The 15,916-nt window shown below is 60.9% G+C and carries 12 protein-coding genes; 4 read left to right on the forward strand and 8 right to left on the reverse strand.

Annotation, left to right across the window (positions count from 1 at the left end):
* The first annotated feature begins 59 nt into the window (after positions 1–59).
* From murJ to trxA, 4 genes are all read left to right on the forward strand, one after another.
* The gene (gene murJ / locus ASPHE3_RS19625) at positions 60–2,264 is read left to right on the forward strand and encodes a murein biosynthesis integral membrane protein MurJ (RefSeq protein WP_013602935.1); all 2,205 of its coding nucleotides are present in this window, start codon (positions 60–62) and stop codon (positions 2,262–2,264) included.
* A 166-nt stretch (positions 2,265–2,430) separates the two neighbouring features.
* Positions 2,431–4,050 (forward strand): protein kinase family protein, encoded by a 1,620-nt coding sequence (locus ASPHE3_RS22350; protein ID WP_013602936.1) that lies wholly within the window; start codon positions 2,431–2,433, stop codon positions 4,048–4,050.
* Between the two features lie 284 nt (positions 4,051–4,334).
* The gene (trxB, locus tag ASPHE3_RS19635; RefSeq protein ID WP_013602937.1) at positions 4,335–5,291 is read left to right on the forward strand and encodes a thioredoxin-disulfide reductase; all 957 of its coding nucleotides are present in this window, start codon (positions 4,335–4,337) and stop codon (positions 5,289–5,291) included.
* A gap of 32 nt (positions 5,292–5,323) precedes the next feature.
* Positions 5,324–5,650, forward strand: coding sequence for a thioredoxin (gene trxA, locus ASPHE3_RS19640; RefSeq protein WP_013602938.1), 327 nt, complete (start codon positions 5,324–5,326; stop codon positions 5,648–5,650).
* Positions 5,651–10,118: 4,468 nt separating this feature from the next.
* Here the strand turns inward: trxA and ASPHE3_RS19645 are convergent.
* From ASPHE3_RS19645 to rpmH, 8 genes are all read right to left on the reverse strand, one after another.
* Positions 10,119–11,411 (reverse strand): ParB/RepB/Spo0J family partition protein, encoded by a 1,293-nt coding sequence (locus ASPHE3_RS19645; protein ID WP_013602939.1) that lies wholly within the window; start codon positions 11,409–11,411, stop codon positions 10,119–10,121.
* A gap of 63 nt (positions 11,412–11,474) precedes the next feature.
* Positions 11,475–12,542 (reverse strand): ParA family protein, encoded by a 1,068-nt coding sequence (locus ASPHE3_RS19650; RefSeq protein WP_013602940.1) that lies wholly within the window; start codon positions 12,540–12,542, stop codon positions 11,475–11,477.
* 89 nt (positions 12,543–12,631) lie between these two features.
* Positions 12,632–13,282 (reverse strand): 16S rRNA (guanine(527)-N(7))-methyltransferase RsmG, encoded by a 651-nt coding sequence (rsmG, locus tag ASPHE3_RS19655; RefSeq protein WP_013602941.1) that lies wholly within the window; start codon positions 13,280–13,282, stop codon positions 12,632–12,634.
* 21 nt (positions 13,283–13,303) lie between these two features.
* Entirely contained in the window at positions 13,304–13,870 is a 567-nt protein-coding gene (locus ASPHE3_RS19660; protein ID WP_013602942.1) for a Jag family protein, read from the reverse strand.
* Complete coding sequence (gene yidC / locus ASPHE3_RS19665; protein ID WP_013602943.1) at positions 13,870–14,850, reverse strand: membrane protein insertase YidC; 981 nt, start codon at positions 14,848–14,850, stop codon at positions 13,870–13,872. The genes ASPHE3_RS19660 and yidC overlap by 1 nt, the downstream gene beginning before the upstream one ends.
* Positions 14,851–14,865: 15 nt before the next feature.
* Positions 14,866–15,261, reverse strand: a complete 396-nt coding sequence (yidD, locus tag ASPHE3_RS19670) for a membrane protein insertion efficiency factor YidD (RefSeq protein WP_013602944.1) — start codon at positions 15,259–15,261, stop codon at positions 14,866–14,868.
* On the reverse strand, positions 15,254–15,664 hold the full coding sequence (rnpA, locus tag ASPHE3_RS21650) for a ribonuclease P protein component (RefSeq protein WP_081459877.1): 411 nt from the start codon (positions 15,662–15,664) through the stop codon (positions 15,254–15,256). The genes yidD and rnpA overlap by 8 nt, the downstream gene beginning before the upstream one ends.
* Positions 15,665–15,705: 41 nt before the next feature.
* The gene (gene rpmH, locus ASPHE3_RS21655; RefSeq protein ID WP_003800212.1) at positions 15,706–15,843 is read right to left on the reverse strand and encodes a 50S ribosomal protein L34; all 138 of its coding nucleotides are present in this window, start codon (positions 15,841–15,843) and stop codon (positions 15,706–15,708) included.
* Positions 15,844–15,916: the final 73 nt, after the last annotated feature.

Consider the following 15,916-nt stretch of genomic DNA (forward strand, 5'->3'; position numbering starts at 1 on the left):
CTGCACTCCCGGCGCTCCCGTTGCGGCAATAACCGCCCACGGGTGAGACGATGAACTCGATGTCAGCTACCAACTTCCCTTCCGATAAAGCCGGACGCCCAGGTGATGCGGGCGACGCCGTGCCGGACGGCGTTCCCCCCGAACCGGCCGTCACAGAGGGCACCCCCGGCGCAGTCGCTGCCAGCGAAACCCGTTCCAGCGCCATCATGGCTGCCGGGACGCTCGTCTCCCGGTTCCTCGGGTTCGGCAAGACCTGGATGCTCGGCACAGCCCTCGGCCTCGGCTCCACGGTCAATGACACCTTCATCAACGCCAACAACCTGCCCAACCTGATCTTCCTGCTGGTGGCAGGCGGTGTGTTCAATGCCGTCCTGGTTCCGCAAATCATCAAGGCAAGCAAGGCTCCGGACAGGGGAGCGGACTACATCAGCCGGCTGCTGACGCTGGCAGTGCTGCTCCTGCTGGGCCTGACGGCGCTGGTGACGTTGGCCGCACCCTGGGTCATTGAGCTGACCACGCAGGGATACACACCCACCCAGAAGGCGCTGGCCGTCACCTTCGCGTTCTGGTGCCTGCCGCAGATCTTCTTCTATGGCCTGTATGCCCTGCTCACACAGGTCCTGAATGCCAATGGTGCCTTCGGTCCTGCCATGTGGGCTCCCATCCTGAACAACATAGTGGCCATCGCCGGCCTTGGCATGTTCATCTGGATCTTCGGTGCGAATGAAGTAAATCCGCATACTTTGGACAACTGGGGAGACACCCAAACGCTGCTGGTTGCCGGATTCTCCACCATCGGAGTGGTGTCCCAGACCGCCATCCTGATGATCCCGGTCATCCGGCTCAGGCTGGGCCTGCGGCCACGGTTTGGCTGGCGGGGAGTGGGACTGGGCCAGGCCGCCAGGCTGAGCGTATGGACGCTGCTGACTGCCGCCGTCGGGCAACTCGCCTTCCTGTACGTCATGCGCATCGCCACCATCCCCGGTGCGGAACGCATCCGGCTGCAGCAGGCCGGCGACCCTGCCGCGAACATGCTGCCCGGCAACGCGGTGCTGGAGGTGGCCAGCCAGCTGTACCTCCTGCCGCACTCCATCATTGCCCTGTCCCTGGCCACCGTCCTGTTTAACCGGATGACGCGGGCCTCGCAGGACGGCAACCGGGATGAGCTGCGCGATGCTCTCTCGCACGGCCTCCGGACCATGGCGGTCGCCACGGTGTTCGGGGCGCTGGCCCTCTTTGCCCTTGCCGGCCCCCTTGGCATGTTCTTCTCCGGCGGCCTGCGGCAGGACGGCGTCATGCTGGCCCAAACGCTGACCATCCTGGCCCTCAGTACACCGTTCATGAGCGCCAACTTCATGATGTCCCGCGTGTTCTACGCGAATGAGGATGCCCGGACGCCCTTCTACATCCAGCTGCTCCTGGCGTTTGTCTACGTGGCCGGAGCGTTCGCCATCCAGTTCCTGCCCGTCACCCAGATCATCTACGCCATCGCGGTCCTGTACATGGTGGGCAATATCCTCTCCGTGGTCATCAGCGCCTACTTCCTGAGGCGTCTCCTGGGGCACCTGGACGGGGCCCGGATCGTCAACTCCTACATCCGCATGGGATACGCCGCGCTCGGTTCAGCCATCGCCGCCGCGGGCGCCCTCTGGCTCATGGGCAGCTACAACCCCAACGGTTTTGCCTGGCAGAACCGGATCACAGCGCTGGTCACCGTCATCGTGGTGGGCCCGGTCATGCTGGCCGTCTACTTCCTGCTGCTCAAACTGTTCCGCGTCGCTGAGCTGCGCGACCTCCTGCGGCCACTGCTGGGACGCCTCGGCCGCGGCGGGCCGCCTGAGCCTTCTGCAGAAGGCGGGACCCCGCCGTCGGACTCCCCGGACGGTGCCCCGTCCGAGGGGACGCCGGGAGCTGCCTCCGGGACTGCTTCCGGGGAGCGCCGGAGGGCTGCGCCGGAACGTGCCACCACTTCGGTGGATACGGGGCTCATTCCCCGGATTTCCGGCGAGTTTGACGCAGTCTCCTTCAGGGCCGGCCCGGCTCCCGAGCGGGATGTTCCCGAGCACGCCACCCGCCGGCGGCAACTGCGCGACGGCGGCGCACCGGATTCCACCGACGGCGGCTACCTTCCCGGCGAGGACCAGCCGAGCACCGCACGGGGCGGCTTCCTCCGCGATCAGATCCCGCTGCCCGGACGCCGGACCTTCCAGGGGAAGGCCGGCGAGAACCCTTATTTCAAGCGCCGGAGACCCCGTAAAAAGTGATCCCGGAAGCGTTTCAGGCTGTCTTGTTCCAAGGCGGAGGGGACGCAATCGGCTAGGATCGAAAAGGTACAGGGGTAGTTGCATTCAGGGGTCAGCCGCCCGGCGGGCTCCTGGACGGCGGTTGCATCATCCAAGCCGGCAATCCCGGACAGTCTAGGAGGAACACGTGTCCAACCCGATCGATGTCGGATCAGTACTGGGCGGCCGTTACAAGGTCACAGCCACTGTATTGGCCTCGCATGACCACGATCTGGTGCTGGACGGTGTGGACCAGGTCCTGAACCGTCCCGTCAGTATCCTGGTGGCTGGACCCGGAAACACGGAACAGGTTGCGCAAAGCGCCCGGGAAGTTGCCACGGGTGAACGTCCGGGCACCGTTCAGGTGCTGGACCTTGGCATGACCGAGGCTGCCACCTACCTCATCACCAACCACACATCTGCTGCGGATCTGCTGGACCTGGTGGTCGCGTCCAATCCTCCCTACGTGGAACCGTTCTTCACGGACACCTTGGGAAGCGAGATCTTCGGCCAGCCCAGGTCACGTGAGCCGGAACCCTACGACGATGAGGACCACGTCGAGGCCGGCTACATTAACTACTCCGATACGCACCCCAGCCAGGTTGATCCCTACCGCCCGGCACCCGCCGTGCCGCCGAAGTCCCCTGCACGGCCGGCTGCGGCTCCTTCTTCCGGACGTGGCCCGTCCGCTGGTGCGTCTGCTGCCGCAGGGGCTGCTGCGGCAGGGGCTGGCGCTGCGGGGGCCAGCGCACCGGGCGCTGCCGCCGCGAGTGCGGGGCCGGAATCCCGCCCCGCCGCCGGCAGCCGTCCTGGTGGGCAGTCCGATCACCACGGCGGGAGCGTAAGCCAGGGTGACCGCGGTGCAGTTTCCGGTTCAAGCGCAACCAGCCCTGGGGAAGGAGCTCCGGGCAGCAAGCCGAAGGTTTCCCTGTGGTCGGACGACGACTATGCCTACGCCGAAGACCAGCCTGCCGAGGCCGCGCCCGCGGAGAACGAACAGCAGGCCGGGAAGAAGAAGACATCTTCCGTTTTTGCACGCTCGGCGGCGCCCGCTGCTGCCGCGTCTTCCTTCCCTGGGCAGTCCGGCTTTGACGACGATAACGACGACGAGCCGGCCCGGGAGCCCAGGTCCATGCGGTGGCTTGTCGGCGGACTTCTTGCTGTGGTGCTGATTGCCGGGCTTGTCTTCGCCGTGACCAATCTGGGCAGCCTCTTCTCATCACAGCCCCAGGCTGTTCCCACCGCGCCTGCAACGGACGGCAGTGCTGCGGCCCAGACTCCCGCGGCAACCCAGGCGCCCACCTCAGCGCCGCCCGCGGCTCCGCCGGCCATTGAAAGCATCAGCCGGCAGGGCAACTTCGATTTCGCTGCGACCTTCGACGGCGACCTGGTCAAGGCATACGACGGCAACGCGGCCAGCTACTGGTCGGACATGGAGTTTGCCACCGAGAACTGGGGTGGCCTTGCACCGCAGGGAGTCCCCCTGGTGGTAAAGCTCGAGAAGCCTGCGAAGGTATCGTCAATCACGCTCTCACAGCTGGGCGGTTCGGGCGGCAATATCACCGTTTACACCAATGACCGTCCTGCTTTGGATGGGGCAAAAGCGGTTGGGACGAACAGCTTTACGTCCACCGACCTCACCATGCCGCTGGCGGAGCCCGTTGAGGCGGAATACGTGATTGTATCCATCAACTCGCTTCCACGCCTTGCAGCTCCGAAGACACGTTACGGCTTCGGTATCCGCCTCGCTGAGATCAGGGTTCAGTAGGACAAAGTTCCACTTGGACTTGCTCCGATGCGGCGGGCCGGCAACTTAGCCTTGTTCCGGCAGGGGAGTCGACACCACCGCACCGCTGCTTGCACAAGGCAAAGGGAGATGCTGCCTTCGCCGGACTGTAACCTTGGAAGGGCGCCTGGGGCAGCCGCTTTCCGCCGGCCGCCTGTGGGCTACGCATCAGGGCGCCCCGGAATATTCAGCATCAGGTAACAGTTGTGCCATGTGGCCGGCCTCCGAGGGGAGGCACGTCAAATAAGGAAGAGGTTCACCGTTCAGTGACCATCGCAGAAAACACCGCATCCGAAGTACGTGATGTCATCATTGTCGGCTCGGGCCCTGCAGGATACACGGCAGCTGTCTACACCGCCCGTGCCAACCTCAAGCCCCTGCTGCTGGCCGGTTCGGTTACTGCCGGCGGTGAGTTGATGAACACCACTGAGGTGGAGAACTACCCGGGGTTCCCAGAGGGAATCATGGGTCCGGACTTGATGGAGAACTTCGAAAAGCAGGCCGCACGCTTTGGCACTGAGATCCAGTTCGAGGATGTCACAGCTCTTGACCTTGCGGGTCCCGTTAAGACGGTGACGATCGCCACCGGCGAGAGCTTCCAGGCAAAATCCGTGATCCTTTCTACCGGTTCTGCCTACCGTGAGCTCGGTCTTCCCAACGAGAAGCGGCTCTCCGGCCACGGGGTCAGCTGGTGTGCAACCTGTGACGGTTTCTTTTTCAAGGACCAGGACATCGCGGTCATTGGTGGCGGTGATTCTGCCATGGAGGAGGCGCTCTTCCTTACCAAGTTCGCGAAATCGGTTACGGTTGTCCATCGCCGCGACTCGCTGAAAGCCTCAAAAATCATGGCCGACCGGGCCCTCGCGCACGAGAAGATCAATTTTATCTGGAACAGCACCGTTGAGGACGTTCTGGGTGGAGAGAAAGTAACAGGGCTGACGTTGAGGAACCTCATCGACGGCACCGTTTCGAACTTGGCTGTCACCGGTGTCTTTGTTGCGATCGGAAACGATCCACGAACTGACCTGGTCAAGGATGTCCTCGACCTTACGCCCGAGGGAACTATTGCCGTCCAGGGGCGCAGCTCCAAGACCAGCATTCCCGGCGTCTTCGCCGCCGGCGATGTAGTGGATCCAACGTACCGCCAGGCCATTACAGCCTCCGGCTCCGGCTGCGTAGCCGCCATCGATGTGGAACACTACCTGGCCGACCTTCCCGCTTAATCCCCCAGATACCCGAAGAGAGAGACAAGGTTATGAGCAACGCTAAAGATGTAACGGATGCAAGTTTCAGCACGGACGTTTTGTCCTCTGACAAGCCGGTTATTGTCGACTTCTGGGCTGAGTGGTGCGGTCCCTGCCGCAAACTGGGTCCCATCCTCGACGAGATCTCGGTTGAGTACAGCGAGAAGGTGGATGTCGTGAAGGTGAATGTCGACGACAACCCTGCTATCGCGGCAGAGTACGGCATTACGTCTATTCCGGCTGTTTACCTGTTCCAGGGTGGCGAGGTAAAGAGCACCGTCATTGGCGCTAAGCCCAAGCAGTTTTTCGAGAAGGAGTTCTCTGACGTTCTCTCGTAAGCGTTCGACGTGACCCATTGGGCACGAGAACCGGAAGAAGTGGTCACGGCCTGAGGGCGGTGGCCACTTCTTTTTCTCTCTAAGTGCTGGACGCAGTATGAGGTTGAGTTCTGGCGGTTGTCACCGGAAACTGAACAACTGACGAACTGACATCAGCAATAGAAGTCCTAGGCTGGTGGAGCGATTATGAGATAAGTAGACAGGGGATGGGGCTGTTTCACGTGAAACACAACGCGAGCCGCTGCTGCCGGCCACGCGCCTCTCTGATGGAACCTGGCCTAGGAGTCTACAGAAGTAGTCATGGCCAGTTGTTATGCGGCTGGATAGAGCAATTCCGGTGTCAGGGTCGATCCTCATGTACTTGTACGGTGCGTGCAATTCCTTTCGGACCTGTCAAGCGCTAGTCCGAGGAGCGGAGGCTATACGCCCCACTTGGGGACACTCCGGCTAATAGAAGGTGCAAGACCCGTCGACCAGAAATCCAACGTTCTTCTTAAACGCTCGCGTGCAACGGTTGGCGTCTCCGTCGGATTTCACGAAGAAGACTCGTTTTGGTTCTTCGTGAAGACGTAGTTCGTCCTTTCTAGCGACCAGCGGCTCGTTTCACGTGAAACAAAAGCGAAAGGCGGCGGGAACGCCTACTGCTCTACGCATAGTAGTTAGAGTGCGTGCGAAACCCGATGAGCGGTACACACTCACAGCCGACTTGCTACGCCCAGTCGCTGCTCCTTCGAAATCACCTCTCCTTACACATGATCTCGTACCCTCCAAGCAGCTCCGGGGACGTGGATGGTATGGGGAGTAGGGAATTTGGCCAGCCACGAGTGCGGCATAGGATGCCATCTGTGTCTCCCACACTTTAGCTGCATCCGTGGGGCCTAGGCCTCGGCGGCCCAAGACTCTACCGCGGCGACTAGGGCAGCGCAACAAATGAAACGATAGAGGGCAGCTAGACCGGCGAACATGCGGCCCCCCTGCCCGTGCCATGGCGATCCTAGTATCGGGGATCGAGTGGCCACTCCCGCAGCACCGATGGAGTGCAGGCGGCCTGCTGACCTCAGCGCGCGAATCGTGCCGTAAGGGCAGGATGTGGAACTGGGGTCAGCTCCACCCCAGGGGCGAACACGAGTGAACACACAGTCCATCGCGAGGCGGGCAGGCTCGATCCATAGAGTACGCAAAATGCACTGTGGGCTGGAGAATGGTCAGGACATGCACCGCGAGCTGGAGTCGCGACATCAATCTTGTGCAGACACTTGGGTTTCCAAATTGCGCCAGGGTGTAGCTCCCCGATGCGCTATCGCCGCGCTAGTTCGGACTCTTGGTATGACCGGGGCAGTGCGTCGTTTCACGTGAAACACGAATGGCCGAAAGCGATATCAATCATTAGGGGAACCCCGAGGGCGACTTCCTCGATCAGGAGTGCGGTGGCCTGCAGCGGTACACAAGTGCCAGCCGTCGACCGATCAGAAACACGACGAGCTGCATAAGGCGGCCTTCCCCCTTCCACACCGGAGCGCATCAGGCTTTGGGCTGGCTACTTCCACTGGTCCTGTATATGCAGAGGACCTGGGACACCTCCGCGTGTCCGGTGATTTCAGGTCGTCGACTGCATGACAGGGTGGAATGGGGGACTTACCGCCCGACTCCGCTTAGTAGACCTTGCGAGTCATGATGGCCTGCAACCGTGTACTTGCCCCTCGAAGCCATTACCGGGATTTACGGGCACTGCATGAATAGTGCCGCTCGTGGAAGCCGGTGCCGGTTAGTAAGCACGGTGCGACACGTTTTACGCCAGGGCCTCCACGGGGGCGAACTGCTAGCTGATCCCTGCAAACTCTACAGGCTTCCTCGTCATCTTCCGAGGCCGGCCCTGCTGTGACCGTACGCGACCAGAAGAAATTGAGCCGCTTTATCCACATGTTATCCACAGGTACATGCCACTGATATTCACACCGTTATCCACAGCACGTGGCGCGAATCACCTGCAGCCAGCCCCTGTCGCCGGGGGCCCCTCCGCTATGGTGCCCGTCAACCCGGGCTCTTTCTCCGCGCGAAAGACTGCAGTAGCCTAGCAATGTTTCCCCCTAGGACGGGCTGGAGCACAGTTTTCCTACTTGTTAGGGTTTAGCGTCCTTTGTGCCCGCAGCATTCGCCGCCCCTCGCCGCCGTTTCACGTGAAACCAGGCGCTGGTACCGCCCAGTGCCGTTTACGCATCTGGCCCATCCCATCACTCACAGTGCTCACCGCCCGTCGCGACGACCGCCTCCAGCCGGCTCTTATCCACAAGGATATCCACAACAATGTCCACAGGCTTATCCACCGGCGGTTCACAGCTCCTAGGGACCGTCTTATCATTGCCACGCGCCGAAACAATTGCCTCTTGGCAGTCATCGCGTCGGGGAATCATGCGCGCCGATGGCGACGACCACCAGAACCAGAGCCAGCGCAGCGGTCGCTGGCACTATGCCACCGATCCGAAAACACATTCCTGCCCGCCATCTCAAGTACACCGATGCCAGCGGACACGGTCGCGCGCGTGCAATTCCTACGCCAACGGGATATCGCCTCGGCTTGCAGCACCTATCAAGGAAGGTACAAACCGACAGGCGATGAATGGAAAGTCGACTAAGCCACTTGATCAGGTTAGGTGGCGAGCAGGCAGGCAAGTACGGAGAAGTGGCCGCGAGCATGGCTGCACTCAAGGCAACAGAGGGACGCTACCGCGTCCCACGCTGCCACAGTCGTGTCGTGCATGCTGCCTTCATCATCCACGCAAGGCCAGTCGGAGCGAATCTAGGTTCCACGCTAGGCCGATCCGATCCGACTCATCCGGACCAGGCAGGCCCAATCCTCATGTCGCAAGCTCAGGGTCACACGGTTCTGACGCCGACCGGACAGCGTTGCACCGTGACTAGGTGTCGCCGTCAGTGCTATTGCTAGTTGTTTCCCTGGGGGAGTTGCTGCATGCGCTGCTGCTCGTAACCCATCACAACTGTCCTGCAAGCATGCACACCCCGTCTTGGCGACGGCCCATGCCAGTGCTACACACACTGAACCTCCGGGTCTCGTCACTTAGGCGGCACCCCGATGCGCCCCAATACGGAAAACCATCGGAGGGGGTTACGGCAGGAGACGCGACGACCGTTTCACGTGAAACACGGCTGAGTTTAGTGAATGGTCACAGCTACAGCAGCCGTTACGTGTCACAGTGACAAGAAAACGCTTCGGCGCTGGCGGTGCTCGCATTTTCCAATCTTCCCTTGGGCACTGACGGGGGCGTAAGCACATGCTCTAGGTACGGCACAATCCACCAACCAACTCCAAACGGCCTTCGGCCTCGCCCAAAGAGTACAGCGTAGACATGCCGCTCGATCATCATCAATGGTGCTGCTGGTCAGGACCGTTGATGATGGTCCAGGAGCATCAGACCTCCGGGGTATGAGCCCTGCACGGGTGGCCTCTTTCTCCTTAGAAGTAGCGGCACCGAGCCGCGGAAGGAACGTCTAGCAGCCGGACGGAGGCTACGCCATGCTGCCGCCGTACGTTGACATGGCCATTTCCGCGGGGCCGCACCTAGCTGTTTTCTGTTTCACGTGAAACAGAATGGAGGCGTACACGGGCCCATCTACATCAGGACACCTGACGATCCGAATGCATGGTGTTCACTGCCACCAACATGACGGGATCGCATCGCAACTGTCGGTGCATCCAGGTTTTGGAAGGAGTTGTGACTATGAACGCCCCAGCTGCCAGCGTCCGAGTCCAACGAAAGAATCACCAGGAGAGCGAGGATAGCTGACCTCAGGAGGTGAGAGGTGACCGCTTGGGCCTGGAATTTGGCGCCAGGGACCACTGATCGACTAACCTACTGCGTTTCGCGCAATTGCTAAACCGCCATCCGAGGCAATTCGCATAACGCATCCCAACCGAGCTGTGGCAAGCAGTTGAGCACGGGATCGCGATTTCACAGCCCTACCATCTGGTTGGAGCTTGCCCTACCTGTAGATAGCAGCGGATTTCCGAGCAGTAGTGCGGTGCCTGACGCACCTCGTCACATCAGAGGGTTCGCAGGACAGGATGTCCGATGGTTTAGCAGTTTTAGCCTGGGGGTGTTCCACGTGAAACATGACGAGTATTTGGCCTTGCACCGCAAGGGTGTCTATATTTCTGGGCCACAGTTGAGAACTCAGCCGTAGGACGCAGCCTCTCCTAGATAGCCCTCACTGCCGCGTCAGGTCGATATCCCGGGGGAGCCCGCGGTAAAGCGGTGCTCGCAATGCTTGAGATTTTGCGTCAGTCAGTAATCAGGACCGCGCTGAAGAAAGGCATATGCAGACCCAACACTCAGCCCGAGCCAGCTCCTATGTAAACCAACGGAACTGGCACTGATGCCCTAGCTGGACACGAAAAAATAGAAAAGGCCTGATCCGCAAAGGGATCAGGCCTTTTCATCGTCTTCGTCGGCTAGTTATTTGAGCCGGGCGCCAATACATCCATGATGCGGTTCAGGTCTTCCACGCTCGCGAACTCAATGCTCACCTTTCCCTTGCGCACACCAAGGGAAATCTTCACGTTCGTATCCAGCCGATCAGAAAGCGAAGAAGCCAAGTAGTCAAGGCGCTCATGGCGGGCGCCGGGCCGCGGAATATTGTTCTTGGCAGGTTTGGCCGGGTCCTGGTACAAGGTCACGGCTTCCTCGGTGGCCCGTACAGACATGCCCTCGGCGACGATTCTCTGCGCAAGCCGCTCCATTGCGGCAGCGTCAGGAAGGGCCAGCAAAGCCCGGGCGTGACCGGCAGAGAGTACACCGGCAGCCACCCGTCGCTGTACCAGCGGCGGGAGCTTGAGAAGCCGCAGGGTGTTGGAAACCTGCGGACGGGAACGGCCAATCCGGTCAGCCAGCTGTTCGTGGGTTGTGCCGAAGTCCTCGAGGAGCTGCTGGTACGCCGCGGCCTCTTCCAGGGGATTCAGCTGGCTGCGGTGCAGGTTCTCCAGCAGTGCATCGCGCAGGAGGTCGTCGTCAGTAGTGTCGCGGACAATCGCGGGGATAGTTTCGAGGCCCGCGGCCTGGACTGCCCTCCACCGGCGCTCACCCATGACCAACTCATACGGTTCGCTACCGTCTTCAGTTGACTTTCGCACGACAATTGGCTGGAGCACACCGATCTCGCGCACGGAGTGAACCAGCTCCGCCATGTCGTCCTCATCAAAGACAGAGCGGGGCTGTTTGCGGTTCGGGTGGATATCCGCCACGGGAATCTCGGCGAAGTGGGCGCCGGGTACATCCACCAGTTCAACACCAGAGTCAGGGCGGGCCGGTTCTTCAATCCGTTCGGCGGGGACTTCGGCAGTTGAGGGTGCGCCCCCGCCGGGTGTCTGTACCTTGTCCTGCTCAGGCCCATCATTCGGCTCAGCATTCGTGGCGGCTTCCGATCCGGAGCGCGCTGCCGCATCATCCGGGTCCTTGCCGGCGGTACGGGACTTGGGCACTGCGGACTTTCCAGTTGTTCCCTTACCCGCCAGCGCCTTCGATGCGGAGGGCTTGGTGGAGGCAGCTGCAGGACGTGCACCGGCAGCCTTGGCCGCGGCTCCGTTCTCGGCGGTCTCCTCGGAAGGTTCAGTCTTCTTTCGCCCCTCAGGAAAAAACAGATCCACCGGACGCGACACGGTTGGTGCGTTTCCCGACCCGTTGGCAGCGGCGGAACTTGGAATCAGCGCGCCAAGACCGCGGCCTAGGCCCCGTCGCTTCTCGCTCATTGGTAATCCCTCCAGTGGTAGAGCTTGGCCTGGCCGTGCTCCGGTCGTTGCAGTGTGAAGATTTTAGCGCTCTGCTATTTCGGCAGCGGCTTCCAGGTAAGACAGGGCTCCGCTGGAGGAAGGGTCGTACGTCATGACGGTCTGCTGGTAGCTCGGCGCTTCCGAGATGCGCACCGAACGGGGAACAACAGCTGACAGGACCTGATCGGGGAAGTGCTGGCGGACCTCGGCGGCAACCTGGGCGGCGAGGTTTGTGCGGCCGTCGTACATCGTCAAGAGAATGGTGGAAACCACCAGATCAGCATTCAGGTGCTTCTGGATCATCTCAATGTTCTTGAGGAGCTGGCTGAGTCCCTCCAGCGCATAGTATTCGCACTGAATCGGGATGAGAACCTCGTTGGCAGCGCAGAAGGCGTTAACAGTAAGAAGGCCAAGACTGGGCGGGCAGTCGATAAAGATGTAGTCGAGCCGCTGCTCGCCGTTCTTCTCCCGCACCTTGGCATAGACGTCGATGGCGCGGCGGAGCCGCTGCTCACGTGCCACCAGCGAAACCAGTTCTATCTCAGCGCCGGCAAGATGAATGGTGGCCGGTGCACAAATGAGGTTATCGATATCCGGGCATGGGGCCACCACGTCGGCAAGGGGGACATCGTTTATCAGCACGTCATAGATGCTGTCCACATCTGCATGATGTTCTATCCCCAGTGCCGTAGAAGCATTTCCCTGTGGGTCAATATCAATGACCAGCACGTTCAGGCCCGCCGCGGCGAGGGCTGCTGCAATGTTCACGGTGGTGGTGGTTTTACCCACACCACCTTTCTGGTTGGAAACAGTAAAGACGCGCGTGTTCTCAGGGCGGGGAAGCTGACGGCCCACAAGCCGCTCGCGGCGTTTGGTCTCATGCGCCAGTTCACGCGCGATAGGACTGGAATCGTCAATAGCGTCGATGATGTTTGATCTACCCAGAGAAGTTGTTTCACGTGAAACGGCAACGGCCTTGGATGCATCCGCCAGCCTGTCGGGATGAATACCCCCTCTTATCGGAGTTCCCAAAGGACCAGCGACGGAACGTGCTGACCCCAAAGACACAAACGGTGGTATCCGTTGTGTGGAGGCTTCGCTACTGGTCACTGGGGCACACTCACTCTCGTTCGGCCAAATTTGCTGCCGTTGTCTAGCCTAACTGGTGGACCCGGCAGAGTTTGGTTACCGGGCCCGAACTAGGCCTTCTTTTGGGACTTGTTTACAACGATGCGCACCACAGTGGTGGGTTCCTCCAACAGGCCCTCGCCCACGGTCAGAACGGACGTCTGAACGCCCCCCAGTTTCCGGATAACTTTCGCAGCCTTCTCAATTTCCTCGCCGGCGCTCCGGCCCTTGATGGCAACCACTTCACCGTGGCCGCCAAGAAGGGGAATGGTCAGGCCAGCCAGATTACTCAAGGCCGACACAGCCCGGGCAGTAACCACATCGGCTTCCACCTGTCCCACAGCCAGTTCCGCCCTGGTTCGCATCACGGTGACGTTGTCCAGTCCCAGATCGTCCACTACTTCCTGGAGCCAGATAACGCGCCGCTCCAGCGGTTCGATCAGGGTCAGTTCGAGGTCCGGACGTGCAATGGCAAGGCACAGCCCGGGCAAGCCGGCACCGCTGCCGACGTCGGCCACGTGGCTTCCCTCGGCGATTTCACTTTCGATGACAGCGCAGTTCAGGACGTGACGGCTCCACAGGCGTGGTATCTCCCGCGGCCCGATGAGGCCGCGCTCCGTACCGGACGTGGCCAGGTGTTCCACGTAGCGCTTGGCCAGGTCCAGCCGGTCGCCGAAGATCTTCTCAGCTGCCACCAGTTCAGCTGCCGTGATGTCAACCATGATTAACGGTTCAGCAATTCTCTAGTGGGCGGAAACAACAATATGGCGGCCGGCGCCTTCACCCTCGGACTCACTTACCAGGCCAAGATCAGCAACGGCATCGTGAACGATTTTGCGCTCGTACGCGCTCATGGGCTTCAGTGCAACCGGCTTGCCGCTTTCCTTGACGGACGCTGCGGCGTCTTCTGCAATCTTCTGCAGGTGGCCCGTCCGCTCCTGCCGGTAACCATTGATATCCAGTACCAGCCGGGACCGGTTGTCCGTTGCAGACAACACGGAAAGCCGGGTGAGTTCCTGAAGGGCTTCGAGGACTTCTCCGTCCTCACCCACCAGGCTGTCCAGGGCATCGGATTCTTCCTCGGTCACGATCGAGATGTACGTGCGCCCGTTGCGGACTTCAATGTCGATGTCCCCATCGATGTCAGCGATGTCCAGCAACTCCTCAAGGTAGTCTGCTGCGACGTCCCCCTCCTCCTCCAGGCGGCTGGCTGAGGAAGCCTTGGGGGAGGAAGACTCCCCGTTCGCGGACGCGTCCTGATCGTCAATGATCTCTTCGGAAAGGGCGTGTTCGGTGCTCTCGGCTGACATTACTTCTTCTTCCTGTTCTTGCGTTGTGGCTGGATGCGCTGGCCCTTGGCCTGGGCGACGGCCGCAGCCGCGGCAGCGTCGGCGGCCGCGTCGTCTTTTTTGCCCCCCAAAATGGGGAGGGCCGGGAGGCCCTTGGCGGCACGACGTTCGGCGAGGGCCTTGGCGGCGGGGGATCCCGGCGTCGGCATGCGGCGGATTACGAAGAACTGCTGGCCCATGGTCCACAGGTTGGTGGTGGTCCAGTAGATGAGGACTCCGATGGGGAAGTTGATGCCGCCCACGCCGAACACGATGGGCAGGATGTAGAGCATCATCTTCTGCTGCCGCATGAACGGGCTGGCCATGGCTTCTTCAGACATGTTCTTGGCCATGATCTGCTTCTGCGTGATGAACTGCGAGGCGGTCATGGCAAGGATCATCAGGATGGAAAGGATCCAGACGGCGACGACGTTGCCGCCGGGAGGAGTGCCGTGGAGCAGGGTTGCGGAAAGCGGGGCACCGAAAATGGTGGACTGGTCGAACTGAACCACTTGCTCGTGGTTCATGGCACCAATGCCTTCGCCCCCGCGGCTCGCCGTCGAAATGCCGGACAGCACGGTGAACAGCGCGAAGAAGAAGGGCATCTGGATCAGCATGGGAAGGCATGCGGAGAAGGGATTGGTGCCGTGCTTCTTGTACATGGCCATCTGTTCCTGCGCCATTGCCTGGCGGGACAGCTGGTCGGTCTTGCCCTTGTACTTGTCCTGGAGCTTCTTCAGGTCAGGCTGCAACAGCTGCATGCCGCGCTGCGCCTTAATCTGCTTGACGAAAACGGGGATCAGGGCGGCGCGGATCACCAGCACCAGGCCGATGATGGACAGCGTCCATGTCCAGCCGGAAGCCTCCGGCAGCCCGATGGCAGTCAGTCCCTCATGGAATCCCACCATGATGATGGACACAAGCCATTTGAACGGAAACATGATTGTTTCAAAGAAGTCCATACTTATCCCTATTCGTCAGGCCGCACTGCGGCCTTCTCCATCAGTCCGAGCAGCCAGGTACTTGTCCGGGTTGTTCAGCACAACAATTGTGGGGGTCTGGTGCTCGGGCCATTCCCGGTGGCCAGCGGGGACGTGGTCCACACCGCCGGCATTCCATGGGTGGCAGCGGCCCAGGCGGCGGAGCGCCAGCCAGCTTCCCTTGACTGCACCATGGACGGTGACCGCTTCCAAAGCATAGGCGGAACAGGAAGGAAAGAACCGGCAGACCTGGCCGTACAAGGGTGAAATCACCTTGCGGTAAGCCTTCAACAAAAGAATGAGGATATTGCGGGGAAGGTTCCAGAAGAACATTGCCACCGCGGCAACAACAGGATGGAGATGGGTGACGACGACGGCGGTGGCGTTACGCACGCGGTGTCCCCTCCTGTGTTGTACCGGCCGAACCGATGGCTGCCGCCCGTCGTGGGCGGCTGGCCAGCCGGTTCAGCGTCGATTCCAATGCGGCATTGTAATCCGACAGCAGCTGGTCCCAGCTGGCAGTTGCGGACGCGGGAAGCGCCCGGACCACTATGGCAAAACCGGTACCATGCTCGCGCAGCGAGGCAGCACCTGCTTCTCTCAATCTCCTCTTAACGAGGTTCCTGACCACAGCGTTCCCTACACTCTTGGAAACGATGAACCCGATCCGGCTGGGTTCGTCGACAGCAATGGCTGCCGTATATAACACTACGTTCCGGCGTCCATTGCGGACACCGGAACGTACGGTTGTTGAAAAATCGGTTGCAGTCCTCAAACGGTTACGGGTGGCCAGCACCTTTAAACTCGCAAAGAAATGTGTACCGAAGAGTCAGTTATTTAGGCCGACAGCTCGGTGCGGCCCTTGCCACGGCGGGCTGCCAGGATGGCGCGGCCGGCACGGGTACGCATACGAAGGCGGAAGCCGTGCTTCTTGGCTCGACGGCGGTTATTCGGCTGAAAAGTCCGCTTGCTCACGTTAGTTACTCCAGTGGATCAAAGGTGCGCCCACCCGATCAGTAATGGGGAAGAACTGGCCGACGCTAAGTTT

Source organism: Pseudarthrobacter phenanthrenivorans Sphe3 (genome assembly GCF_000189535.1).
Classification (GTDB): Bacteria; Actinomycetota; Actinomycetes; order Actinomycetales; family Micrococcaceae; genus Arthrobacter; species Arthrobacter phenanthrenivorans.